Origin of the sequence: Ewingella sp. CoE-038-23 (assembly GCF_040419245.1) — a bacterium.
GTDB classification, from domain to species: domain Bacteria; phylum Pseudomonadota; class Gammaproteobacteria; order Enterobacterales; family Enterobacteriaceae; genus Ewingella; species Ewingella allii.
Map to the genome: position 1 here is coordinate 713,535 of NZ_JAZHOH010000001.1, position 25,711 is coordinate 739,245.

22 protein-coding genes are annotated in these 25,711 nt (G+C 54.8%); 19 read left to right on the forward strand and 3 right to left on the reverse strand.

The features are described 5' to 3' along the window. Window positions 1-176: 176 nt before the first annotated feature. From cysG to rpoS, 13 genes are all read left to right on the forward strand, one after another. Window positions 177-1,601, forward strand: coding sequence for a siroheme synthase CysG (gene cysG, locus V2154_RS03355; RefSeq protein WP_353501060.1), 1,425 nt, complete (start codon window positions 177-179; stop codon window positions 1,599-1,601). A gap of 9 nt (window positions 1,602-1,610) precedes the next feature. Beyond that, the gene (gene cysD, locus V2154_RS03360; RefSeq protein ID WP_034787444.1) at window positions 1,611-2,519 is read left to right on the forward strand and encodes a sulfate adenylyltransferase subunit CysD; all 909 of its coding nucleotides are present in this window, start codon (window positions 1,611-1,613) and stop codon (window positions 2,517-2,519) included. Window positions 2,520-2,531: 12 nt separating this feature from the next. Further along, window positions 2,532-3,959, forward strand: a complete 1,428-nt coding sequence (gene cysN, locus V2154_RS03365) for a sulfate adenylyltransferase subunit CysN (RefSeq protein WP_353501061.1) — start codon at window positions 2,532-2,534, stop codon at window positions 3,957-3,959. Window position 3,960: 1 nt separating this feature from the next. Next, the gene (gene cysC / locus V2154_RS03370; protein WP_353501062.1) at window positions 3,961-4,581 is read left to right on the forward strand and encodes an adenylyl-sulfate kinase; all 621 of its coding nucleotides are present in this window, start codon (window positions 3,961-3,963) and stop codon (window positions 4,579-4,581) included. 60 nt (window positions 4,582-4,641) lie between these two features. Beyond that, window positions 4,642-4,998 carry a DUF3561 family protein gene (locus tag V2154_RS03375; protein WP_353501063.1) on the forward strand — a complete coding sequence of 119 codons (357 nt, stop codon included), beginning with the start codon at window positions 4,642-4,644 and terminating at the stop codon, window positions 4,996-4,998. A 245-nt stretch (window positions 4,999-5,243) separates the two neighbouring features. Continuing rightward, window positions 5,244-5,582: a cell division protein FtsB gene (gene ftsB, locus V2154_RS03380; RefSeq protein WP_034787453.1), complete on the forward strand. Its 339-nt coding sequence runs from the start codon at window positions 5,244-5,246 to the stop codon at window positions 5,580-5,582. 2 nt (window positions 5,583-5,584) lie between these two features. Continuing rightward, the gene (ispD, locus tag V2154_RS03385) at window positions 5,585-6,304 is read left to right on the forward strand and encodes a 2-C-methyl-D-erythritol 4-phosphate cytidylyltransferase (RefSeq protein ID WP_353501064.1); all 720 of its coding nucleotides are present in this window, start codon (window positions 5,585-5,587) and stop codon (window positions 6,302-6,304) included. Continuing rightward, the gene (gene ispF, locus V2154_RS03390) at window positions 6,304-6,777 is read left to right on the forward strand and encodes a 2-C-methyl-D-erythritol 2,4-cyclodiphosphate synthase (RefSeq protein WP_353501065.1); all 474 of its coding nucleotides are present in this window, start codon (window positions 6,304-6,306) and stop codon (window positions 6,775-6,777) included. The genes ispD and ispF overlap by 1 nt, the downstream gene beginning before the upstream one ends. 18 nt (window positions 6,778-6,795) lie before the next feature. Beyond that, on the forward strand, window positions 6,796-7,842 hold the full coding sequence (gene truD / locus V2154_RS03395) for a tRNA pseudouridine(13) synthase TruD (RefSeq protein ID WP_353503905.1): 1,047 nt from the start codon (window positions 6,796-6,798) through the stop codon (window positions 7,840-7,842). Next, window positions 7,823-8,587 (forward strand): 5'/3'-nucleotidase SurE, encoded by a 765-nt coding sequence (gene surE / locus V2154_RS03400; RefSeq protein ID WP_353501066.1) that lies wholly within the window; start codon window positions 7,823-7,825, stop codon window positions 8,585-8,587. Before truD ends, surE begins: the two co-directional genes overlap by 20 nt. After that, window positions 8,577-9,203, forward strand: a complete 627-nt coding sequence (locus tag V2154_RS03405; protein ID WP_353501067.1) for a protein-L-isoaspartate(D-aspartate) O-methyltransferase — start codon at window positions 8,577-8,579, stop codon at window positions 9,201-9,203. Before surE ends, V2154_RS03405 begins: the two co-directional genes overlap by 11 nt. Before the next feature lie 240 nt (window positions 9,204-9,443). After that, the gene (gene nlpD / locus V2154_RS03410) at window positions 9,444-10,469 is read left to right on the forward strand and encodes a murein hydrolase activator NlpD (protein ID WP_353501068.1); all 1,026 of its coding nucleotides are present in this window, start codon (window positions 9,444-9,446) and stop codon (window positions 10,467-10,469) included. A gap of 50 nt (window positions 10,470-10,519) precedes the next feature. Further along, window positions 10,520-11,521 carry an RNA polymerase sigma factor RpoS gene (gene rpoS / locus V2154_RS03415; protein ID WP_100938021.1) on the forward strand — a complete coding sequence of 334 codons (1,002 nt, stop codon included), beginning with the start codon at window positions 10,520-10,522 and terminating at the stop codon, window positions 11,519-11,521. 122 nt (window positions 11,522-11,643) lie between these two features. Here the strand turns inward: rpoS and mutS are convergent, their stop codons facing one another. Then, complete coding sequence (gene mutS / locus V2154_RS03420) at window positions 11,644-14,199, reverse strand: DNA mismatch repair protein MutS (protein WP_353501069.1); 2,556 nt, start codon at window positions 14,197-14,199, stop codon at window positions 11,644-11,646. A 304-nt stretch (window positions 14,200-14,503) separates the two neighbouring features. Continuing rightward, complete coding sequence (locus V2154_RS03425) at window positions 14,504-16,015, reverse strand: anion permease (RefSeq protein WP_353501070.1); 1,512 nt, start codon at window positions 16,013-16,015, stop codon at window positions 14,504-14,506. A gap of 594 nt (window positions 16,016-16,609) precedes the next feature. On the opposite strand from V2154_RS03425, the gene V2154_RS03430 reads away from it, so the two are divergent. Beyond that, the gene (locus V2154_RS03430; RefSeq protein ID WP_353501071.1) at window positions 16,610-19,393 is read left to right on the forward strand and encodes a flavocytochrome c; all 2,784 of its coding nucleotides are present in this window, start codon (window positions 16,610-16,612) and stop codon (window positions 19,391-19,393) included. 148 nt (window positions 19,394-19,541) lie between these two features. Continuing rightward, entirely contained in the window at window positions 19,542-20,969 is a 1,428-nt protein-coding gene (locus V2154_RS03435) for a hypothetical protein (RefSeq protein WP_353501072.1), read from the forward strand. A gap of 15 nt (window positions 20,970-20,984) precedes the next feature. Here V2154_RS03435 and V2154_RS03440 read toward each other — a convergent pair whose 3' ends face one another. Continuing rightward, on the reverse strand, window positions 20,985-21,887 hold the full coding sequence (locus V2154_RS03440; protein ID WP_353501073.1) for a LysR family transcriptional regulator: 903 nt from the start codon (window positions 21,885-21,887) through the stop codon (window positions 20,985-20,987). A gap of 101 nt (window positions 21,888-21,988) precedes the next feature. Here V2154_RS03440 and V2154_RS03445 point away from each other — a divergent pair, with 101 nt between their 5' ends. The 4 genes from V2154_RS03445 (at window position 21,989) to pncC (ending at window position 25,663) form a co-directional block, all read left to right on the forward strand. Further along, complete coding sequence (locus V2154_RS03445; protein ID WP_353501074.1) at window positions 21,989-23,212, forward strand: MFS transporter; 1,224 nt, start codon at window positions 21,989-21,991, stop codon at window positions 23,210-23,212. Window positions 23,213-23,222: 10 nt separating this feature from the next. Then, entirely contained in the window at window positions 23,223-23,627 is a 405-nt protein-coding gene (locus tag V2154_RS03450; RefSeq protein WP_353501075.1) for a GlcG/HbpS family heme-binding protein, read from the forward strand. A gap of 187 nt (window positions 23,628-23,814) precedes the next feature. Then, on the forward strand, window positions 23,815-24,927 hold the full coding sequence (mltB, locus tag V2154_RS03455; protein WP_353501076.1) for a lytic murein transglycosylase B: 1,113 nt from the start codon (window positions 23,815-23,817) through the stop codon (window positions 24,925-24,927). 241 nt (window positions 24,928-25,168) lie between these two features. Further along, window positions 25,169-25,663 carry a nicotinamide-nucleotide amidase gene (gene pncC / locus V2154_RS03460; RefSeq protein ID WP_154146491.1) on the forward strand — a complete coding sequence of 165 codons (495 nt, stop codon included), beginning with the start codon at window positions 25,169-25,171 and terminating at the stop codon, window positions 25,661-25,663. Window positions 25,664-25,711 lie beyond the last annotated feature (48 nt).

Genomic DNA, 25,711 nt, shown 5'->3' on the forward strand with positions numbered 1-25,711 from the left:
AGACAATTTCCCCTTATCTCAAATGGCTCTTTTTGTTGCATCTTTCTGCGTCTGGAAAGTGAGGTTGGCGAATCTATATTCCATTTGGTAACTATTCATTCCATTTCGTCATTTCAATTCAATAATTGCCACCACGTATAGTCTTGTTATTACTCTTCGCTATCAAAAAGGCCGTTGTGGACTATCTACCAATATTTGCCGACCTAAGACAACGTCCTGTATTGGTCGTCGGCGGCGGCGAAATCGCAGCACGCAAAATAGACCTTCTGCTGCGTGCTGGCGCTGCTGTCCGCATTGTCGCGCTGTCACTCTCCTCAGAACTTGAGCATCGTCTCCAGCAGTCGCAAGTCAGCTGGCTGGCGAAGCAATTTGAGCCACAGCAGTTGGATGACGTGTTTCTGGTGATTGCTGCCACCGACGACGCCGAGCTGAATGCCGAGGTGTTTGAGCAGGCCAATCGCCGCCAGCTGCTGGCCAACGTGGTCGATGACCAGCCGAAGTGCTCCTTTATCTTCCCTTCCATCGTCGACCGTTCGCCGATTGTGGTGGCTATTTCATCCAGCGGCACGGCCCCGGTGCTGGCGCGCATGCTGCGGGAAAAGCTGGAAACGCTGTTACCGACCAGTTTGGGCAAGATGGCTGAGATTGCTGGCAGTTTCCGCGACCGCGTGAAGCAGCGCTTCACCTCAATGACGGCACGCCGTCGCTTTTGGGAGCAGACCTTTGATGGTCGCTTTGCCTCGCTGGTGACTGCGGGACAGATTCCAGAAGCTGAGCAAGTGTTGCAACAACAATTAGATAATCCGGAATCCATCGCGAGAAACGGTGAAGTGACGCTGGTCGGCGCGGGGCCGGGTGATGCAGGATTACTGACATTACGCGGCTTGCAGGTGATGCAGCAGGCAGACGTGGTGTTGTATGACCATTTGGTCAGTGACGAGATTTTAGATTTGGTGCGCCGAGACGCCGACCGTATTTGCGTCGGCAAGCGCGCAGGCAGCCACTCGGTGGCGCAGGAAGAGACAAACCGCATGCTGGTCGAACTGGCGCAGCAGGGCAAAAAAGTGGTGCGCCTTAAAGGCGGCGATCCGTTTATTTTTGGTCGCGGCGGTGAAGAGCTACAGGCCGTTTCGGCGGCGGGCATCCCTTTCCAAGTGGTGCCGGGCGTGACGGCAGCCGCGGGCGCGACGGCCTACGCGGGGATCCCTCTCACCCATCGCGACTACGCGCAGAGCGTGATGTTTATTACCGGCCACTCCCGTCCCGATGGGAATGGCATGCAGTGGGAAACGCTGGCGAAGGGCAACCAAACGCTGGCCATTTATATGGGCACGGTGAAGGCGGCAGAAATCAGCCAGCAGCTTATCGCTCATGGCCGCGCGGCGAGTACGCCGGTGGCTGTCATTGGCCGTGGTACGCGAGTCGATCAGCAGGTGCTGACCGGCACGCTCTACAACTTAGAACTCTTGGCTCAACAGGCACCAACGCCAGCACTACTGGTTATCGGCGAAGTGGTCGCACTTCACGATAAGCTCGCCTGGTTTGGGCATCAACCACAGACTGACGACGCAGTTCGCCCGTCGGTCGTGAATTTGGCTTAAGGATCTGTTATGGACGAAAAACGACTCACACATTTGCGTCAACTGGAGGCGGAGAGTATCCATATCATCCGTGAAGTGGCGGCTGAATTTGCTAACCCGGTGATGATGTACTCCATCGGTAAAGACTCCTCGGTGATGCTGCATCTGGCACGCAAGGCCTTCTTCCCGGGAACGCTGCCTTTCCCGCTACTGCATGTGGATACCGGCTGGAAGTTCCGCGAAATGTACGATTTCCGCGACCGCACGGCGAAGAACTACGGTTTTGAACTGCTGGTGCATAAGAACCCGGAAGGCGTCGCGATGGGCATCAACCCCTTCGTCCACGGCAGTGCCAAACATACTGACATCATGAAAACCGAAGGCTTGAAGCAGGCGCTGAACAAATACGGTTTTGACGCGGCCTTCGGCGGCGCGCGTCGTGATGAAGAGAAGTCGCGTGCCAAAGAGCGTATCTACTCGTTCCGCGACCGTTTCCATCGTTGGGATCCTAAAAACCAGCGCCCAGAGCTGTGGCACAACTACAACGGCCAGATCAACAAAGGCGAAAGCATCCGCGTGTTCCCGCTCTCCAACTGGACTGAGCTGGATATCTGGCAGTATATCTTCTTGGAAAATATCGAAATTGTTCCACTGTATCTCGCAGCGCCGCGTCCGGTTCTCGAACGCGATGGCATGCTGCTGATGGTGGATGACGATCGCATCGACCTGCAACCGGGCGAAGTGATTGAGCAGAAAATGGTGCGCTTCCGTACTCTCGGGTGCTGGCCGCTAACGGGCGCCGTGGAGTCAGAAGCTCAGACTCTGCCGGAAATCATCGAAGAGATGCTGGTTTCAACCACCAGTGAGCGTCAGGGGCGGGCAATTGACCGCGATCAGGCGGGTTCGATGGAACTGAAAAAACGTCAGGGCTATTTCTGAGGAGCGACCAAAATGAACAATGCAATTGCACAACAAATTGAAGAACAGGGTGGCGTAGAGGCCTACTTGCACGCCCAGCAACACAAAAGCCTGCTGCGTTTTCTGACCTGCGGCAGCGTGGATGATGGCAAAAGTACCCTGATTGGTCGCCTGCTGCATGACACTCGCCAGATCTATGAAGATCAGCTCTCGTCGCTGCATAACGACAGCAAGCGTCACGGCACCCAAGGTGAAAAACTCGATCTGGCGCTGCTGGTGGATGGTCTGCAAGCCGAGCGCGAGCAGGGGATCACCATCGACGTGGCGTATCGCTACTTCTCCACCGAAAAACGCAAATTCATCATTGCTGACACGCCGGGGCATGAGCAGTACACCCGCAACATGGCAACCGGTGCGTCCACCTGTGATCTGGCGATTTTGCTGATCGACGCCCGCAAAGGCGTGCTGGATCAAACTCGCCGCCACAGCTTTATCGCTACTCTTCTGGGGATCCGCCACTTGGTGGTGGCGGTCAATAAGATGGATCTGGTGGATTACAGCGAAAGCGTTTTCGAAGAGTTCAAAGCCAACTATCTGGACTTCGCCCAGCAGCTGCCAACCGATTTGGATATCAAATTCGTGCCGCTGTCGGCGCTGGAAGGCGACAACGTTGCTACGCCGAGTGAGAAAATGAGCTGGTATACCGGCCCAACCCTGCTCGACGTGCTGGAAACCGTGAACATCATTAACATCCGCGAACAGCAGCCAATGCGTTTCCCGGTGCAGTATGTTAATCGTCCGAACCTCGACTTCCGTGGCTATGCGGGCACGCTGGCCTCTGGCTCAGTGCGCGTCGGGCAGAAAGTCAAAGTGTTGCCGTCCGGCGTTGAGTCAAGGGTGGCACGCATTGTGACTTTCGACGGTGATTTACAAGAAGCTTGGGCCGGTGAAGCTATCACGCTGGTGCTGGCCGACGAGCGCGATATCAGCCGTGGTGACCTGCTGGTCGACGCGGATGAAACCGTGAAAGCGGTGCAGAACGCCAAAGTGGATATTGTCTGGATGGCCGAGCAGCCGCTCAGCGTTGGGCAAAGCTACGACATCAAAATCGGCGGCAAAAAGGCCCGCGCTCGGGTTGAAAACATTGAGTATCAGGTTGAAATTAACTCGCTGACCCAACGTATTGTTGAGAGCCTACCGCTGAATGGCATCGGCCTGGTTGAGCTTACCTTCGATGAGCCACTGGTTCTGGATAACTACCAACACAACGCGGTGACCGGCGGGATGATCTTTATCGATCGCCTGACTAACGTCACCGTCGGAGCAGGACTGGTTCGCGAAGCCGTAGAAAGCGTTTATCAGGAACAAGATTCCTACAGCGCCTTCGAGCTGGAGTTAAACAGCCTGGTTCGCCGTCACTTCCCACACTGGGGTGCTCGCGACCTGCTGGGTGGGAAATAATATGGCGTTACCCGACGCAAATTTGAAAGATGAAAACGTCGTCTGGCACCCGCACGCGGTAACGCGTGCGGACCGTGAGCTGAAACATGGCCATAAAGGCGTGGTGCTGTGGTTCACAGGCCTGTCAGGTTCAGGCAAATCCACGGTCGCTGGCGCGCTTGAGCAGGCGCTACACGCACTTGGTGTCAGCACCTACCTGCTTGATGGCGACAATGTGCGCCACGGTCTGTGCCGCGATTTGGGCTTCTCTGACGACGACCGGCGGGAAAATATCCGCCGCGTTGGTGAGGTCGCTAAGCTGATGATAGATGCCGGGCTGGTGGTGCTCACCGCCTTTATCTCTCCCCATCGTGCCGAGCGAGATATGGTGCGGGAATTGCTGGATAAAGATCAGTTTATTGAGATCTTTGTCGATACCCCGCTGGCCATTTGCGAGGCGCGAGATCCCAAAGGCTTATACAAGAAAGCCCGCGCCGGCGAGCTGAAAAACTTCACCGGCATTGACTCTGTTTACCAAGCGCCAGAAGCTCCAGATGTACACCTCGATGGCGAACAATTGGTAACACATTTAGTCCCGCAATTATTAGATGTACTGCGCCGCCACGCTATTATCAAACCCTGAAGGTTTCCGGCCGCTGGTTAAACAGCGCGCCGGTTTACACTGAACTACAGGGATCACTTTATGCAGGCATTACTTCACCGAATAGTGAGTCGGATCCGAGACGAGGGCACCAGCGCCACGTCCGACGATCGGGCTGTGGATGCTGAAGCTCCCTCGTATTCTATGTTTGGCGGTACGGCAGGTTTTATCTTCTACTGGCTAGCCTTTGCCATTCCCTTTGTGATGTACGGCTCTAACACGCTGTTTTTCTTTCTCTACACCTGGCCGTTTTTCCTCGCTTTAGTGCCTATTTCCGTGTTGATTGGCATTGCATTTAGCATGCTGTTTGGCGGTAACTGGTGGCGCACGCTGGCGGCGACGGGCGTGGTGGTCATTGGTATGTTTTGGACTATCTTTTCATTCCTCTCCGGCTGGTAACTTCCCCTGTTTTCTCACTCACTGAAAATCTTCACGTGTTCACCAGATTCACGCGCTCACCGTGGTTTTACGTTGGCAGAGGTTCTGGGTGTTTTATCGTCAATTTCTTATCTCTATGTAAGTCATTGTGTCATTCTCACCCATAATTACCTGCTTAAGTCTGAATCTCACCGGCATTTTCCCTCTCAGTGTGGAGTCGGAATGAAAGTTGTGGGATGATTGTTCGGCTTTTTTAGGGGGCGGGGATGGGCAAATTAACGCTGCTGTTATTGGTTTTGCTTGGCTGGTTACAGTATTCGCTGTGGCTGGGTAAGAATGGTATTCACGATTATGTTCGTGTGAATGATGACGTTCAGGTACAGCAGGCCAACAACGGCAAACTCAAGTCACGGAATGATCAACTCTTTGCAGAAATCGATGACTTGACCGGTGGTCAGGAAGCTATCGAAGAACGCGCACGTAATGAACTGGGCATGATTAAGCCCGGTGAGACTTTCTATCGTCTGGTGCCTGACCAATCCAAACGAAATGCAGGTATGAGTTCTTCTCAAAACAATGCTTCGCAAAACAACCTAAAACAATAGCTATGAGCGACATCGCAGTTTCCTCTCCAGAGATTATTGCTGTCCTGCCCGCTGCCGGTATCGGCAGCCGTATGCAGACAGAGTGTCCAAAGCAGTACCTTTCTATTGGCGGCAAAACGTTGATTGAACACTCAATCAACGCGTTACTACGCAGCCCGCAAGTCACTAAAGTGGTGGTTTCCCTTAGCCCGCACGATACCCAATTCCAACATTTGCCTATTGCGCAAGATGCTCGCATCCAGTGCGTTATAGGTGGCGCTCAGCGAGCCGACTCGGTCATGGCCGGGCTGGAAGCCGCTGGCTCTCACGGCTGGGTGCTGGTGCACGACGCCGCGCGCCCTTGTCTGCACATCGACGACCTTAATCGCTTATTGGCGATTTCAGCCACCAGCCGCGTGGGCGGTATTCTGGCCGCGCCGGTGAGAGATACCATGAAACGCGGAGAGCCTGGCGTGAGCGCCATTGCCCATACTGTGGATCGCGAAGATCTGTGGCACGCGCTGACGCCGCAATTTTTCCCGCTCGAATTACTAAAAACCTGTTTGCGCCGAGCATTAAATGAAGGGGCAACCATCACAGATGAAGCGTCTGCAATGGAATATTGTGGGTTTCATCCTATGCTGATTGCCGGGCGCTCAGACAATATTAAAGTCACACGGCCGGAAGATTTGGCCTTGGCAGAATTCTATTTAACCCAGTTGTATCAAAAGGAGAACGCATAATGCGTATCGGTCATGGTTTTGACGTGCATAAATTCGGCGGCGAAGGCCCATTGGTGATCGGCGGAGTGCGTATCCCTTATCCGCAAGGTTTGCTGGCTCACTCAGACGGCGACGTCGCGCTGCATGCAGCCACTGATGCCATTCTGGGAGCGGCGGCCATGGGAGACATCGGCAAGTTGTTCCCAGACACTGACCCTGCCTACAAAGGCGCGGACAGCCGCGAACTGCTGCGTGAAGCTTATCGCCGCGTGCGCGCGAAGGGTTACTCCCTGGGCAACCTGGATATCACTATTATCGCTCAGGCACCTAAAATGGCGCCGCACATCCCGCAGATGCGCGTATTCTTGGCCGAAGATTTAGAGTGTCATATGGATGAGGTGAACGTAAAAGCCACCACAACCGAACAATTAGGTTTCACTGGCCGTGGTGAAGGTATCGCCTGCGAAGCCGTTGTCCTGCTGATCAAGGACTGAGTTTTGGAAAATAACCCGATGGATATGTCCCGCCTGACCTGGCTCAATGGTGAACCTGTTTCGACTGGCAAGCTGAAAGCCAACCCGGAAGATTTCATTGTTGAGGAAGATCTCGGCTTTGAGCCTGACGGCGAGGGTGAGCATCTGCTGGTGCGTATCCGCAAGAACGGCTGCAACACTCAGTTTGTGGCCGAACAGCTGGCGCGATTTGCGGGCATTCATCCGCGTTCCGTCAGCTACGCGGGTTTGAAAGACCGCCACGCGGTAACCGAACAGTGGTTTTGCGTGCACCTTCCCGGCAAAGAAGACCCTGATTTAAGCCAATTCGCGTTGGAAGGCTGCGAGATTGTTCGCGCCGCGCGTCATCGCAAGAAAATGCGTATCGGTACTTTGAAAGGCAATGCTTTTACTTTGGTGCTGCGCCAGCTGAGTGATATCGCCGATGTCGAAGCGCGTTTGCAGCAGGTGGCAGAGCAGGGCGTGCCGAACTATTTTGGCGAACAGCGTTTTGGCCGTGGTGGCAACAACCTGATTCAAGCCGCGCGTTGGGCGAATAACGAAATTCGGATCAAAGAGCGCCCTAAGCGCAGTTTCTACCTTTCGGCCAGCCGCAGCGCGATGTTCAACCTTATCGCCAGCCAGCGTTTAGCCGATGGCACGCATCGTCAGGTGATGCTGGGCGATGCTTTACAGTTAAGCGGGCGCGGCAGCTGGTTTGTGGCCAAGGAAGATGAATTTGACACGCTCCAGCCACGTGTTAATAGTAATGAATTGCTGATAACCGCCCCCTTACCGGGTGATGGCCCGCTGGGAACCACTGACGCCGCTGAGGCGTTTGAGCAGGGCTGTCTGGCGGAGTGCGCCACGTTATTATCATTAATTAAGCGCGAACGCGTTGAACCGGCTCGCCGTGCGGTGATGCTCCAGCCTTTAGATATCAGCTGGAAGCGTTGGGACGATGTCACACTTGAGCTGAAATTCTGGCTCCCTGCTGGCAGTTTTGCGACCAGCGTGGTGCGAGAACTGATGCGTCAGGAAAATATTGATGCGGATATTACTGAGTAATGACGACGGCGTTTTAGCGCCGGGTATCCAGACGTTGGCCGCGGCTTTACGCCAGTTCGCCGACGTTACGCTGGTTGCCCCCGATCGCAATCGCAGTGGTGCGTCCAACGCGCTAACGCTGGACGGCCCGCTGCGTATTCAGTCATACCCAAACGGCGACACGGCGGTGATTCAGGGTACGCCTACCGACTGTGTTTACTTGGGCGTTAACTCACTGATGCGCCCGCGTCCCGATATTGTAGTTTCAGGCATTAATGCCGGACCAAATCTCGGCGACGATGTGATCTATTCCGGCACGGTCGCCGCCGCAATGGAGGGGCGCCACCTGGGCTTCCCAGCGCTGGCCGTCTCGCTGGATGGTCACAGGCATTATGACACTGCCGCCGCGATAACCTGTCGCATCCTGCGCGCGTTGGCCACTGAGCCATTGCGCACCGGCAAAATTCTTAATATCAATGTTCCTGATCTGCCTCTGGCGGAGATTAAGGGTATCAGTGTTACTCGCTGCGGGAGTCGTCACCCGGCTGAGCAGGTGTTTTGCCAGCAGGACCCGCGCGGTCAGGATATGTATTGGATTGGGCCACCGGGTGATAAGTTTGATATCGCGCCGGACACCGATTTCGCGGCCGTCGCACAGGGTTATGTCTCTGTCACGCCTCTTCAGGTCGATTTAACCGCCTACGCTGCACAGGATGTGGTGAGCGGATGGATAGCCAAAGTCGGGGTCAACAGGCATGGTGAATAAACCGATGTACAACCTGCTCGAGCAGCTTCGCCAGCAGGGGATTCATGATGAAAATCTGCTGCACGCCATTGAAAAAGTGCCGCGGGAACGTTTTGTCGATGAAGCTTTTCAGCACAAGGCTTATGAAAATACCGCCTTGCCAATTGGCTCGGGTCAGACGATTTCTCAGCCCTATACCGTGGCGCGCATGACAGAGCTGCTGCGCCTCACACCGGCCTCGCGCGTGCTGGAAATCGGCACCGGGTCGGGCTATCAGACGGCTATTTTGGCGCATCTGGTTGAGCACGTGTTTTCCGTCGAGCGGATCAAAGGCCTGCAATGGCAGGCCAAGCGTCGCCTCAAACAGCTGGATCTGCATAATGTGTCGACCCGCCACGGTGATGGCTGGGAAGGCTGGCCTTCTCGTGGGCCATTTGACGCCATTATCGTGACCGCCGCCCCTCTGGAAATTCCTCAGGACTTACTCCAGCAATTGGATGAGGGCGGCGTGATGATCCTTCCCGTTGGCGAACAAAACCAGGTGCTGCAACGCATCACGCGTCGCGGTAACGACTTTGTGGTTGAGACCATCGAATCGGTCCGTTTTGTACCTTTAGTCAAAGGTGAGTTAGCCTAAACGCTGCTTCTGGCGGTGAGTTTCAGGACTAAGCCCTTAAAATTTAAATACAACTGTAATATGGTGCTGTACTTGTGATGTTGATAGCATCCACTACAGTTTTTTACTGTCGCCATCTGGCTGGCTTCTTATCCGCCCGGATGTGTTCTCTGCTAGCAACGTGCTAATTGGCACAAAGCCCGCCAAATGTGGGGTTGCGAGTGGAATGATAGATTCTGAGATTGCCGTAACGGGGGAAATATGAGCACGGGAAGCCCAATTAAAACCTTAAGCCGCATTGCGGTGTGTACGTTTATTAGCGCCTGGATGGTGGGATGTAGCAATAATGCATCGACGTCAGCCCCTATTAGCAGTGTAAACGGCGTTGGCGGAGGTCAGAATACTCCGAATTCAGCCCCGGCAAATGTCGCCAATACGCCTAATATTGCAGCGACAAATCAGCAGGGTCACATCGTTTATAACCGCAGTTACAACACAATTCCTAAAGGCAGTTATAGCGGAAGTACCTATCAAGTTAAGCGTGGGGATACGCTTTTCTATATCGCCTGGATCACCGGCAATGACTTCCGAGACCTTGCGGCACGTAACAATATCCCCGCGCCTTATGGTTTAGAAGTCGGTCAAACTATTCAGATTAATAATGTCTCCTCTAACGCCAGCACCGGCGGCATGTTAGCCACTACCGATGCGACTAAAGGTGGCGTTCCAACAGTACCAAGCGCCGGGATGATGCAAGGTACGGTGGTTGCATCTCAACCAACTACCACGTATTCTGAATCTCCGGGTAAACAGAATGTAGGTAAAATGTTGCCTTCATCAGGTGTAGTTACCACCACAGCACCTGTTGCCGTAGCCAGTACTCCTGTCACTAGTACCACCAATAATGGCGGTCCAGTTTCCTCTTGGAAGTGGCCGACAGACGGGAAAATTATCGATAATTTCTCAGCTTCCGAAGGGGGAAATAAGGGGATCGATATCGCTGGTTCGCGTGGACAACCTGTCTTAGCCACCGCCTCAGGGCGCGTCGTTTATGCAGGTAATGCTCTTCGCGGTTACGGTAATCTGATCATCATTAAACACAATGATGATTACCTCTCCGCCTATGCACATAACGATTCAATGCTGGTCCGGGAACAACAAGAAGTGCAGGCGGGTCAGAAAATAGCAACCATGGGTAGCACCGGAACCAGTTCAGTAAGATTACATTTTGAAATTCGTTACAAGGGGAAATCCGTAAACCCGCTGCGTTATCTTCCGCAGCGATAAATCGGGCAGAGTCTTGATTCTGCCCTCGGGACCACGGGTAGGAGCAGCTTATGAGTCAGAATACGCTGAAAGTTAACGAGTTACATGATGATGTAGATTTCGATGAGAACAGCGCTGAAGCCTTTGACGAGAAAGCAAATGTCGAAGAGACTGCCGATAACGACACTATTGATGCGGATGCTGAAGAAGAGTTGTTATCGCAGGCTGTAAGCCAACGAGTGCTGGACGCAACTCAACTGTACCTTGGTGAGATCGGTTACTCTCCTCTGCTTACCGCAGAAGAAGAGGTTTATTTTGCACGGCGTGCGCTGCGAGGGGATGTTCCATCTCGTCGTCGCATGATTGAAAGTAACTTGCGTTTGGTGGTTAAAATAGCCCGCCGCTACAGTAATCGCGGACTGGCACTGTTGGATTTGATCGAAGAAGGTAACTTAGGTCTGATCCGCGCAGTTGAAAAGTTTGACCCAGAGCGCGGTTTCCGTTTTTCAACTTACGCTACATGGTGGATTCGACAGACAATTGAACGGGCGATTATGAATCAAACCCGTACCATTCGTTTGCCAATCCATATCGTTAAAGAACTGAACGTTTACCTGCGTACTGCACGTGAACTTGCACATAAACTTGACCATGAGCCAAGTGCTGAAGAGATTGCTGAGCAACTCGACAAACCGGTTCATGACGTCAGCCGTATGTTGCGCCTGAATGAGCGTATTACTTCAGTTGATACCCCGTTGGGTGGTGACTCTGAAAAAGCGCTGTTAGATATTCTGGCCGACGAAAAAGAAAACGGTCCTGAAGACACCACGCAAGACGACGATATGAAACAGAGTATCGTTAAGTGGTTATTCGAGTTGAATGCAAAACAACGTGAAGTTTTAGCCCGCCGCTTTGGCCTGTTAGGTTATGAAGCAGCGACGCTGGAAGATGTGGGCCGTGAGATAGGCCTGACGCGTGAACGAGTTCGTCAGATTCAGGTTGAAGGGTTGCGCCGCCTGCGCGAGATTTTGCAGGCACAAGGGCTGAGTATCGAAGCTCTGTTTCGCGAATAATTTTATCGCTTAGCAACGCGACAAGCTGACTGACTATTTGATTAGCACAGCGTTACCAATAAAAAGGCGAGGTATGAAAATACCTCGCCTTTTTCTATTCAGCGTTTATGGCGTTGAGAAAGCTACACCATATCTTTCAGACGGTAGATCCACTCCAGCGCCTGGCGCGGTGAGAGTGAGTCGGCATCCAGCGCCTCCAGAGCCTCTACGGCTGGCGACACTTCTTCAGTCAACAGCGCCAACTGCGGGCCATCCACCTTGCTGGCGGCGGCGCTGTTGGACAGCGTTTCCAGCTCTTTCAGCTTCTGGCGCGCGCGTTTAATCACATCTCTTGGCACACCTGCCAGCGCGGCAACCGCCAGACCATAACTCTTGCTGGCCGCGCCTTCCTGCACGCTGTGCATAAAGGCAATGGTGTCGCCGTGCTCGATGGCATCCAGATGGATATTCACCGTGCCTTCCATCTTCTCCGGCAGCGTGGTCAGTTCAAAATAGTGGGTGGCGAACAGCGTCATGGCTTTGATGCGGCTGGCGAGATTCTCCGCGCAGGCCCAGGCTAGAGAGAGGCCGTCATAGGTCGAGGTGCCGCGACCAATTTCATCCATCAGCACCAGACTGTTTTCGGTGGCGTTGTGCAGGATATTCGCCGTTTCGGTCATTTCGACCATGAAGGTGGAACGGCCAGAAGCCAGATCGTCCGCCGCGCCAACGCGGGTGAAGATCCGATCCACCGGGCCAATCACCGCCTGATCCGCCGGCACGTAGCAGCCAATATGCGCCATCAGCACGATCAGCGCCGCCTGACGCATGTAAGTACTTTTACCGCCCATGTTCGGGCCGGTGATGATCAGCATGCGGCGCTGCGGCGACATCGCCAGCGGGTTGGAGATAAACGGTTCGCTCAGCACCTGTTCCACCACCGGGTGACGTCCGCCGGTAATATTAATCCCCGGTTTTTCACTCAGCGTCGGGCAGGTGTAGTTCAGGGTGTAAGCGCGCTCTGCCAGATTGCTCAACACGTCCAGCTCCGCCAAGGCAGCCGCGCTTTGCTGCAGGGCGTCAAGGTGCGGCATCAGCAGGTCGAACAGCTCTTCATACAGGGCTTTTTCCAGCGAAAGTGCCTTGCCCTTAGACGTCAGAACCTTATCTTCATACTCTTTCAGCTCAGGGATGATATAGCGCTCGGCGTTTTTCAACGTCTGGCGGCGCACATAGTGGATCGGCACTAAGTGGCTTTGGCCACGGCTGACCTGAATGAAATAGCCGTGCACGCCGTTAAAGCCAACCTTCAGCGTATCCAATCCAAGTTTTTCGCGCTCGCGGATCTCAAGCTGGTCGAGGTAATCCGTCGCGCCATCGGCCAGCGCGCGCCATTCATCCAGCTCGGCGTTATAGCCCGGCGCAATCACGCCGCCGTCACGCACCAGCACGGGGGGCGCCTCAATAATGGCGCGCTCGAGCAATTCAACCAGTTCATTGAATTCGCCACAGTTTTTGACCAATGTCTGGATGTGCGCGGGTTCTAAAGGCTGGAGCAGGGCGCGGATCTCCGGCAGCTGCTGCAAGGCGTGGCGCATACGGGCCAGATCGCGCGGGCGAGCGCTGCGCAGAGCCAGACGGGCCAGGATTCTCTCTAAATCCCCCACCTGACGCAGCACTGGCTGCAAATCGGGAGTGAGATCCTGTAAAGAACCGAGGGCCAGCTGGCGATTGCGCAATACCTTGGCGTCGCGCGTTGGCATGTGGATCCAGCGTTTGAGCATGCGGCTGCCCATTGGCGTCACCGCCTGATCGAGAATCGCCGCCAGCGTGTTTTCGACTCCACCAGACAGGTTTTGCGTCAGTTCCAGATTCCGGCGAGTGGCGGCGTCCATAATGATGCCGTCCTGCAAACGTTCCATGGTCACGCCGCGAATGTGCGGCAGGGCGGTGCGCTGGGTATCTTTAACATATTGCAGCAGGCAGCCCGCCGCGCGCAGCGCCTGCGGGGCTTGTTCCACCCCAAAGCCACTTAGGTCGCGAGTACCAAACTGCAAGTTGAGCTGCTGCTTGGCGGTTTCCAGTTCGAACTCCCACATCGGCCGGCGGCGCAGGCCGCGGCGCGACGAGATAAGCGACATAGACTCGAAACTTTCAGGGTAGAGCAGCTCGGCAGGATTGGTGCGCTGGATCTCCGCCGCCATGGTTTCCAAATCTTCTGGCTGAGCCACGCGGAAGCGGCCTGAGCTAATGTCGAGCGTGGCATAACCAAAGCCGCGACCATCCTGCCAGATAGCCGCCAGCAGGTTGTCGTGGCGCTCGTTGAGCAGTGCTTCATCACTGACCGTGCCGGGCGTCACAATGCGCACGACTTTGCGCTCAACCGGCCCTTTGCTCAGTGCGGGATCGCCGATTTGCTCACAAATCGCCACGGATTCGCCCAGTTGCACCAGCTTGGCTAAATAGCCTTCCACGGCATGGTAAGGCACGCCCGCCATCGGGATTGGCTCGCCCGCCGACGCACCGCGCTTAGTGAGGGAGATATCCAGCAGTTGCGATGCGCGTCGCGCGTCGTCATAAAACAGTTCGTAGAAGTCCCCCATGCGATAAAACATCAGAATCTCTGGGTTTTCAGCCTTGAGGCGCAGGTACTGCTGCATCATGGGCGTGTGGGAATCTAGGCTTGCATTATCAGTCATAGACTTGGTCTTATTAATCCATTGAATTTAAAGTTGATTGTGATTTTTATTGTTGTCATTCGTCATCACGATGTGGCTAAGAGAATCAGCACTTGTCACTCAAAGACCCGTGGATTTTCACCCCGCTATACTAGCCCAGCGAGCAATATGCTGTCACAGGTAAAAGTTCGAGAGATGCCGCAATCTGAGATTGCAATGGACTGTAAAGCGCGGTGGGAAGGCTGAAAATAAAAATGGCCAGAAGGTTTAACCCATCTGGCCATGTCGAGGCGGTGCAGCAAGTGCCACGCCGTGAGGGACTAAATTAGAACATCATTACCATCCACGGGTAGGCGATGAGCATCAGGCCGCCGAGGAAGATGGCGCCGAAGATGGTGCCTAAACGCCAGAAGTCTTTGGTTGGCAAGTAGCCGCTGCCGTAGTAAATCGGGCTTGGGCCGGTGCCGTAGGGGGTGATGATCCCCATCACGCCCAGCGAGGTCACCATCATCAGGCAGTAAACCGGCATGTTTATGCCCGGAATAGCCGCCGCGATGGTCAGCATCGCCGGTAACAGCGCGGTGGTGTGCGCCGTGGTGCTAGCGAACAGGTAGTGCAGCAGGAAGAAGGCCACCAGCAGCATCACCGCCGCGACCTGCGGGTCTATGCCGGTAAGCAGTTGTCCGCCTTGCAGACCCAGCCACGAGATAAAGCCAACTCGCGCCAGCCCGTCGGCCAGTGCCACCAGCGTGGCAAACCAAGCGAAAGTGTTCCAGGCCGGCTTATTGCTGGTGATGTCATTCCAGTTCAGCACGCCAGTCCACAGCATCAGCACCACAACCAGCAGCGCGGCCATGGCAGGTTCAATCCACGCGGCGGCGAAAATCCACATCAGCAGGGCCGAGCAGACGAAGACCAGCAGCAGGATTTCATGGCGCGACAGCTTACCCAGCTTCTCCAGCTCGGAGGTCGCCCAGCGCGGCACTTCATCATTTATCTTCACTTCTGGCGGATAGAACCAGTAAGCCAGCAGCGGCATAGTGAGGATTAAGAGCACGCCAAGCGGCAGGAAGGCGAGGAACCACATTCCCCATGTAATCTCGAACCCGACGATGCTCTTAACCAGCGCCAATGCCAGCAGGTTAGGGGCCAGGGCGGAGAGGAACATGGAGCTGGTGATACAGGCCGAGGTTATCGCCACCCACATCAGATAGGAGCCGATTTTGCGCGCGCTCGGATCATTGGGTTTTGAGCCGTACAGCGGCGGAAGGTTGGCAATAATCGGGTAGATAGTCCCGCCGCTGCGCGCCGTGTTGGACGGCGTGAACGGAGCCAGCAGCAGGTCGGCGAAGGTAATGGCATAGCCCAGGGTCAAGCTGCGACGCCCGAGGTATTTCACCAGAATCAGCGCCAGACGGCGGCCAAACTGCGTTTTGTCATAACCCGCAGCAAACATAAATGCGCCGAAAATCAGCCAAACCGTGGAGTTACCGAAACCACTCACTGCCCATTTGAAAGCTTCAGTGGCGGTTTTAAATTTCGGGTTAGCGAGTTCGGCCGGGCTGAAGAGCAGCCACTGGCTGAAAAGGGCAATCACCACCACCCCGGTCAAACCAATAACGGCGCCTGGCAGTGGCTCAAAAATCAAACCAACAATCACCCCGACGAAGATGGCAAAGAAGTGCCAGGCATAAGGTTCAAGCCCAGCCGGCACCGGTAAAAGCAGCAGAATGACTGCCACCAGCACCGGCAAGAACAGCATGATCAGGCGTTTCTTTAGTCCCGATGAGGCAGGCGCGGCCTTATTAGGATCACTCAAAGTTGATGTGGGTTTCATAGTTTTTATCTGCAAGTTAGTGAGGGGGAGCGTTACGCCCCGTTTATCTATGTTTGCGTTTGGAATGCTTAAAGATTTTTGTGCTATTTCACCATGGCATTTGCAATATATTCATTCCGTGTTTCAGCGTTTTTGCCTATTACTCGATTATGATGAATATAATATGAAAAGAATAAGTGATTAGTATTACCCAGAGAAGAGCTTATCGGATGGATATTATCATTCTTTATAGAGGCCTAGAGTAAAAAAGGTACAGTTATCAGTCAAACACCATCCACTCTCAGTGAGAGTAGAGTAAATTTACGTAAAAGCCAAATACCCATCTTAACCTACTGATTTTTATGGTATGATTTTTTATGTTAATCATAAGTTGATTTTTGTCAACTCATCACTAACAATTAAGGGTGGTATGGGTTTTCTGACGATTAAATAAACAACTCCCTTTCTCTTAAAAACGCATAACTAAATTTTCCCACTATATAAGCTACGCCCTTTTATTTTTATTTTTTAGATGACCTCAGCGCTGGTTAATTAAACGGTATGCACTACGCCCTCGGAAAAATTTTCGATTTCTAAATGTTGGAGTTGCTCAGAATGAATAAGCTCACCCCGGTTCTTAACCACCTCACCTTGCCCAATGGCGCGGTGCTAAAAAACCGCCTGGTTATGGCCCCGATGACCACCTGTACCGGCTTTTATGATGGCACCGTCACCAGCGAATTAGTGGAGTATTACCGCGACCGCGCGGGCAGTATCGGGACTATTATTGTTGAATGCTGCTTCATCGATCGCATGGGGCCGGCCTTCCCTGGGGCTATCGCAATTGATAGCGATAATAAAATTCCGGGACTGAAGAAAATAGCCGACGCCATTAAATCCAAAGGCTCAAAAGCTATTTTGCAGATTTATCACGGCGGCCGCATGGTGGAGCCGGAACTGATTGGCGGCAGAACGCCGGTCGCACCGAGTGCTATTGCGGCACCGCGTGAAGGGGCGACCACGCCAAAAGAGCTGAGTGCGGAAGAAGTTGAGGTGATGATCACCAAGTTTGGTGACGCCTTTAACCGTGCTATCAAAGCGGGCTTCGACGGCGTGGAGATTCACGGCGCAAACACCTACCTGATTCAGCAGTTCTACTCGCCAAACTCCAACCAGCGCACCGACAAATGGGGCGGCGACCGCGACAAACGCGCCCGTTTCCCGCTGGAAGTGCTTGATATCGCTCACAAGATGGTGGAGCGCTTTGCCCATAACGACTTTATTATCGGCTACCGTTTCTCTCCGGAAGAGTTAGAAGTTCCGGGCATCCGTTTCGACGACACCATGTATTTGCTGGAGAAGCTGGCCGAGCGCGGTCTGGACTACGTGCACTTCTCCGTCGGCCAGTTGCTGCGCCCGTCGATTGTCGACACCAGCGACCCAACGCCGCTTATTACGAAATATCGCGCGCAGCGTTCCGAAAATCTGGCGAAGATCCCGGTCATTGGTGTGGGCGGCGTGTTGAACAAGGAAGACGCGGAAAACGCGCTGGAGCACGGTTTTGACTTGGTCGCGGTAGGTAAAGCCTGCATCGCGTACCCGGACTGGGCCGACCGCATCATCAACAATGAGCATCTCGAGCTGTTCATTGATAGCAACAAACGCGAAGCGCTGAACATCCCTGAACCGCTGTGGCGCTTCTCACTGGTTGACGCCATGATCCGCGACACCAGCGCCACTGGCCGTAAATATAAAGCCGGGGTTTATCAGGAGAAAGTCGAAGCCGAAGCGCTGAAACTGAAAATCAGCGTCACGCTGGATACCGACCGTATCACCGACATCACGCTGGTTAAGGACGACACCCTCGACGTCGACTTCACCACCACCTTCGAAAGCCTGCGTTCGCGTATTCTGGTTGCCAACAGTCCGCACGTTGACGCCATTACCGGCGCGACCACCCAGAGTGAGGCGCTGAAGAAAGCCGTTTCCCGCGCGCTGGCGACCTCCAGCAAAGAGCACGTGATTGAAGAGGGCGGTAACCCGCAGGCACCACAGAATTACGACGTGGTAGTGATCGGCAGCGGCGGCGCAGGTCTTGCGGCGGCCATTCAGGCCCATGACGAAGGCGCGCACGTGGTGATCATCGAGAAGATGCCAACCATCGGCGGCAACACCATCAAGGCCTCGGTGGGTATGAACGCCGCAGAAACGCGTTTCCAGAAGCTGAAAGGCATTGAGGACAGTAAAGAGCTGTTCTATGAGGAGACGTTGAAAGGCGGCAAGTTCAAAAACAATCCTGAGCTGCTGCGTGAGTTCGTCGAGTTGGCACCAGAAGCCGTAGAGTGGCTGGCGTCGAAAGAGATTGAGCTGAACGATATCACCATCACTGGCGGGATGAGCATCGACCGTACCCACCGTCCTGCTGACCGTTCCGCCGTTGGCGGCTTCCTGATCAGCGGCTTGGTGAAAAACATCAACAAACGCGATATCGAAGTGCTGCTCGAAACTTCCGTTGCTGACATTCTGTTTGATAACGGCGTAGTGACCGGCGTGAAGGTGGTAGATGAGTACAACGACACCCGCATTCTGAATGCGAAAAGCGTGATTGTTGCCACCGGCGGCTTCAGCGCCAACCGCGAAATGGTGGTGAAATACCGCCCTGAGCTGGACGGCTTTGTCACCACTAACCACAAAGGTGCGACCGGCAGCGGCATCGCTATGCTGCAAAAGATCGGCGCGGACACCGTGGACATGGGCGAGATCCAGATCCACCCAACGGTTGAGCAAACCACCTCTTATTTGATTTCCGAAGCTATCCGCGGTGGCGGTGCGATTCTGGTGAGTCAGGCGGGCAAGCGTTTCTACAACGAAATGGAAACTCGTGACAAAGTCTCTGCCGAGATCATCGCGCTGCCAGAGAAGAGTGCCTGGGTGATCTTCGACGACCAGGTTCGCGCCAACAACAAAGCCGCCGACGAGTATATCGCCAAGGGCTTTGTGGTCAGCGCGCCTTCGCCGCAGGAGCTGGCGGTGAAACTGAACATGGACATGCACGCGCTGCTGGCGACGCTTGAGCGTTACAACGTGTTCGTGGATAAGCAGAATGACGAAGATTTCGGCCGTAAAACCGCGCTGCGCCATCCGCTGAATCAGGGACCTTTCTACGCGATTCGTATTGCGCCGGGGGTTCACCACACCATGGGCGGCGTGACCATCAACACCGACACTGCCGTGCTTGATACTCAGAAACAGGTGATCACCGGGGCCTGGGCGGCGGGCGAAGTGGTTGGCGGTATCCACGGCGCTAACCGCATCGGCGGTAACGCAGTGGCTGACATCATCATCTTCGGCATTCTGGCCGGGCGTAACGCGGCGGCACTGGCGCGTAAATCAGCCTGACGGATAATCTCGATGTAAGCTGTACACAATGGGCCGACTTGTTCGGCCCATTTTACTTTCTGCTTGCCGACACTTTGCGCATTTTCTTCTTAAGTTAATCAAAATTTGGCCGATACCAGATAACGCATCAGAAACAGGGATAGGACAAATGGTAGGTCAAATTAGCGGAATTTCGTTCCCACCCCCGCGCATCGCCAGCGCTAACGGGGCCAGAGTAAACCAGCCAGCGGCAACGCCGCCTCAGCCTTCAACACGCGTCACGCTGAGTAACGCGAGTGACGAACTCAATGCGATTTACAGCATCAGCGCGCAGAAACTGCGTACCAACAACATTAACACCGGCCACAGCCAGCTGGATGTGTTGATGGGCGCCAATGCCAATCAGCCGATATCGGGCGCGTTTCAGGGGTTAGGTAAGGCGCTGTTAGCGCAGCTAAAAGATAACCCTTCTGACTTCTCTGCGGCGGTGAGTTCTACCAAAAACGTTGATGCTAGTGGCACCGATAAAGCCAGCGCCGTGGCGTTGGACATCGTCACCCAAAGCGGCGTGAAGGTCAGCGTGTCGCTCTCCCGCCAGCAGGGGGGATTGGTGGCAGAAGTGACTACCACCGGTGGCGAACTGACAGATAAAGAGACCGACGCGATTGCGGGTCTGGCAGATGCTTTCCAAAGCACCCTCGACGGCATGTCCGGCAAGACCCCGACGGTGAACGTGGATGGTTTAACCCAATTTAATACCACGCTGCTCAAATCCGTCGACCTTAACGCCGACGTACGTGAAAGCGGCCAGTCCGTGCAGTCTCTGAACTTCCAGAGTGACCTCACCCAGCGCGCCCTGAGCTATAAAGACGCTAACGGCTCATTCCAGCTGAACACCGACCTCAGCCATCCTGAGCTATTGGGCACGCTGGGGCAGCAGGATCAGGCGCTCGCGGCTTATGACAAACAGCTGAATAACGCGGCGCTGCGCGGCTATGCCAACCAAGACATGATGTCGAGCTTCAAGTCGGCGTTCCACGCGCTGAATAGCCACTATGGCTCAAACGAAATCGACAAAAGCCACCAAATCATCACAGTGACTGAAACTAACAAGGCGCAGTCTTATTTGAGTGGTTTGGCAGACTTCTCGGCTTCCTTCCAACAAACGGATGTTAAGTCGAACCCGTACAAAGATGATGAGAAGGACAGCTTTGCCTATAGCTTCAGCCAAAGCAGCAACGTGGTTGACGGAGTGGACGGCACTCGCAGCAAGATAACTCAGAACACCAAGTCTCACTTGCAGGCCAGCTTCCATGAGTCGCTGACGGCGGGGACGCCGCTGGCATTGAGCATGCTGAAGTCGTCGCAGAATTACACCTATCATCAGATAAATGAAGACAGTTCTACCGACACCACGCTGGACTTTAAGAAAGGTCGACTGGCGACGGTGGGCACGTCTCAGAGCACTCACAGCCTGGAAACGGTGAAAACCTACAACGACGCTCTGCTGGTCAAGGAAAGCAAAACGCCGAATGACCATCAGGAGAGCCATCAGCTCAACCTGCTTTCCGAGAGTATTAAGGTGAAAACCAAGTAAGGGAGTGCCCAAGGCTTATTGGGCATGTTCTCTAATCAGCTCAATCAGTTGCTTAAGGCCGGGCTGAAGCTGGCGGCGGCTAGGGTAGTACATGACGATCGGCTCGCCCTGTACTGCCCAATCTTGCAGCACCGGCACTAACTGCCCGCTCTGAAGATAGGGGGCGATATAGCGCTCCAGACAGTACGCCAGCCCCATGTGGTTGAGCGCGGCGTGAATAATCATGTCGGTTTCATTGGCGACAAAATTACCCGGCACGTCCAGCTCGCACGCCTCTTCACCTTCACCCAACTGCCATTTGTAGATGCTCGCATCGCCAATACGCATGCGAATGCAGCTATGCTTCATCAGATCCTGCGGGGTTTGCGGTGTGCCGTGTTGCGCAAGATAAGCCGGGGAGGCGACCACCACCCAGCGCAGCTTGCCGGTCAGCGGCATGGCAATCATGTCCTGCGGCACCGTCTGCCCGTAGCGCACCCCCGCGTCGTAGCCGCTGCTGACGATATCTATCATGTTGTCATCAATGGTGATTTCTAGCTGAATGCGCGGGTAAGCGCGATTGAACTGCGCCAAAATCGGCGTGAACAGCAGACGCGCGGCGTCGCGGGGAATATTAATGCGCAGTCGGCCCACCGGCAGCTCGCGGTAGTTTTCCAGCTCGCCGAGGGCGGTGCGAATGAACTCAAAGCCCTGATCTAACTGACTGACCAGCGCCGCGCCCGCCGCCGTGGGGACCACGGATCGGCTGGTGCGATGCAGCAATTTGACGCCAAGACGCTCTTCCAGCCCGCGCATGGTGTGGCTCAGCGCCGAGGTGGTGACGCCCAGTTCGGCGGCAGCCAGTCGGAAACTTTGTCGCCGACAAATAGTAGAAAAAACATTAAGATCGGCTAATTCGCCGCGCGTCAGAGTAGGCATAAAAGGCTCGATTATTCTCGCAGAAGAAGTCACTGCATCGTTGAATTTTACTCAACGATACATGAGGTATAATCGCTTTCCAATTAGCACATGGATCCACAATGAACTCTTTAGAACAAGACATCAGGGCGGAAGCAGTTGATACGCCGGAACTTTCTCGCGCTGGCGTTGGCAAGGCGCTGTTTGCACTCGGCATGGGTGGCTTTGCCATCGGCACGGGGGAATTCGTCATCATGGGGCTGTTGCCCGACGCCGCTAAAGGGCTAGGGGTGTCGATTCCCTCCGCGGGCCATCTGATCAGTATTTACGCGCTGGGTGTGGTTATCGGCGCGCCGCTGCTGGCAATCTTAGGGGCGCGCTGGCCGCGCCGTAATTTCCTGATGATCCTGATGGGCCTGTTTGCCGCCGGAAATCTGGTCAGCAGCGTAGCGCCCACTTTCTACTCTATGGCCTTTGCCCGTTTCATCGCCGGCTTCCCCCACGGGACTTACTTTGGCGTGGCGGCGCTGGTGGCGGCCAGTCTGGTGGAGAGAAAGCGGCGAGCGCAGGCGGTATCCATGGTACTGCTCGGCCTCACGGTCGCTAACCTGATCGGCGTACCTGCCGCCACGGCTATCGGCCAGTGGGTTGGCTGGCGCTCGGCCTTTGCCATTGTTGGCGGTCTTGCGGTGCTGACCCTGATTCTGGTGCTGATGTGGGTACCTCGGGTGGAAGGCAATAAATCCGCCAGCCCGCTCAGTGAGTTAAAAGCCCTGACCCGTAAACAAGTGCTGCTGACGCTGGCGATTGGTGCCATCGGCTCCGGCGGGATGTTCTCCGTCTTCAGCTATGTGAAGCCAACCATGCTGCAACTGGCGCACCTGCCGCTGTCGATGATCCCGGTGGTGCTGGCGCTGTTCGGCTTAGGGATGATTCTCGGCAACGTGGCGGGGGGGCGATTAGCAGACCGTGGTCTGGAGAAGACTATTCGCGGCATTTTGCTGTGGTCGATTGTGATTCTGGCTGCCTTTACCTTTACCGCGCACCATCCGGTGCTGGGGCCGCTCAACGTCATGCTGGTGGGCACCATGGTGGCGCTTTCCGCCGTGCTGCAAATTCGCCTGATGGACGTCGCCGGTGACGCACAAACCATGGCCGCGGCCATGAACCACTCGGCATTCAACATCGCCAATGCCATGGGGGCATGGCTGGGCGGCGTGACGATTTCGGCGGGAATGGGTTGGGAATCAACAGGCTGGGTCGGGGCGCTTTTAGCCATCGGCGGCCTGATGATCCACACCGTTGCCGTGATCGACAGTAAAAAACATCCCCTGAATCATCATTAGAGAGAAGATTATGAGCCTGACTTTACGCATGGCCGAAGACGTGATTGCCGCCGCGCGCCAATCAGTAAGTGACAACCGGTTCCCGCCAGTGTCCATTACCGTGCTCGACGCGGGCGCGCACCTGCTGGCTTTCAGCCGCATGGATGGCACTTTCCTCGCCACCATCGACGTGGCCCACGGCAAGGCGCGCACCTCGGTATTGTTCCGCAATGACAGCGCCAACGTCGGCGTTGACCTGCATCCTAATGGCGCGGCCTACTCGCTGGAAAACACCAACGGCGGGTTAGTTGGCATTGGCGGCGGCGTGCCGCTGCGCAACGCGGCGGGCGAGGTTATTGGCGCGGTTGGCATCTCCGGCGCGACCAAAGAAGAAGACCAGATCATCGCTGAATTTGCCGCCCGCGCGATTCTGTAAAACTTCACCCAGATTGGCAGATTTACCTGTCAGTCTGGGTTTCTCCTCCATACTGCGCAAAAAGTTAAAACATTGTTCAAACAGGCTGATGCTTTAAGCCCGCGAAGACTAGATTCCAGTTTGTTCACGCAGTCCAATGCTTTAACATAGCTGTCACTTATTTCTTGCATGGCTATACGGATATCCGATGCGTCATTTGGCTGCCATTCTCCCGATCATTACCCTGCTTGCTGCCTGTAGCAGCAAACCCACTCCGCCGCCCGACGGGCCGCGTAATCCGTTTTCTGGTGGCAACAGTACCGCCAGCACGCCGAGTTCCGCCCCCGGCGGCTTCCTGTTACAGCCTGAACACAGCGGGCAACTGCAAAACGGTGACTTTGCCTACGACGCGGGGATGAACGCTTTCGTGGATAAAATGGTCCGCGAGCACGGCTTTGATCGCCAACAGCTGCATGACGTATTGGCGCAGACCAAGCGCCTTGGGTTTGTGCTGCGCTTGATGGACCAGCAGGCCCCAACCGGCGGACCTCCGTCTGGCCCGAACGGCGCATGGTTGCGTTACCGCGCCAAGTTCATTACGCCGGATAACGTGCAAAATGGCGTGGCGTTCTGGAATCAATATCGCGATGCGCTGCAACGCGCCGAGCAGGTTTACGGCGTGCCGCCAGAGATTATTGTCGGAATTATCGGCGTGGAAACGCGCTGGGGCCGCGTGATGGGCAAAACCCGCATTATTGATGCGCTGGCGACGCTCTCCTTCGCCTATCCGCGTCGCGCCGAGTACTTCCAAAGTGAATTGGAAACCTTCCTGCTGATGTGTCGCCAAGAGCAGGACGACCCGCTAAGCCTGCGCGGTTCTTTCGCGGGCGCCATGGGCTACGGGCAGTTCATGCCTTCAGCCTTCAAAAACTACGCGGTTGATTTCGACGGCGACGGCCACGTCAACCTGTGGGACCCGATTGACGCTATCGGCAGCGTCGCCAACTACTTTAAAGGCCACGGCTGGACGCGCGGGGCACCTGTCGCCGTGCCTGCAACAGGGCAGGCGCCTCTGCTGGAAAATGGCTTTAACACCAAATATCCATTGTTCACCTTAAAAGCGGCTGGCCTTAGCCCACTCGGCTCACTGGCCAATTATCAGGAAGCCAGCTTGCTGCGTCTGGATATGGGGCAAAACTACCAGTATTGGTACGGCCTGCCGAACTTCTACACCATCACTCGCTACAACCACAGTACCCAGTATGCGATGGCGGTTTGGCAGCTCGGTGAAGCCGTGAGCAGGGCGCGCGCTGGTAACTAATTTACTTAACCTGTTTTAATTACTCCAAAGGGCCACTTTTCGTGGCCCTTTCCACTTGTTTGCCAGATCACCCAAAGGGGGCGTTTTGGCGATAATACCGCGCTTTGCAACGCTTTGACGGGCTTAACCATAGAATGTTTTCTCTTCTGAATGCATCTCGCAAAAAAGGTGACTAGGCTGATTTGTGCCGAAAAGAAGTGATAACATCGCCCCATATCTTTACCACCAGAAAGGATTTCCGATGAGCGAAAAACAGTTACATCAGCTGAGCGTGCTGGTGGGTAATAAATTGAAAGAAAAAGGATTATGGATAACCTGTGCTGAGTCGTGCACCGGCGGCTGGGTGGCGAAAGCTATCACCGATATTGCGGGCAGCTCCGCATGGTTTGACCGTGGCTTTATCACTTACAGCAATGCCTCAAAGCACGAGCTGCTGGGCGTCTCTGACGGGACACTCGAGGAGTTTGGCGCAGTCAGCGAAGAGGCGGTGCGCGAAATGGCCAAGGGCGCACTGCATGCGGCGGGCGCTAACTTAGCGTTATCCATCAGTGGCATTGCCGGTCCTGATGGCGGCACGGAGCAGAAACCGGTCGGCACCGTGTGGTTCGGATTTGCGAATAGTGAAGGGCGAATTTTCACTTCCAAACAACATTTCTCGGGCGACCGGGAATCCGTTCGCTTGCAAGCTGCTGTTTTTTCGCTACAAACAGCATTAGATGAGTTTCTTGAAAAATAGGCTTGATACTGTATGAGCATACAGTATAATTACTGCCAATTACCTGTA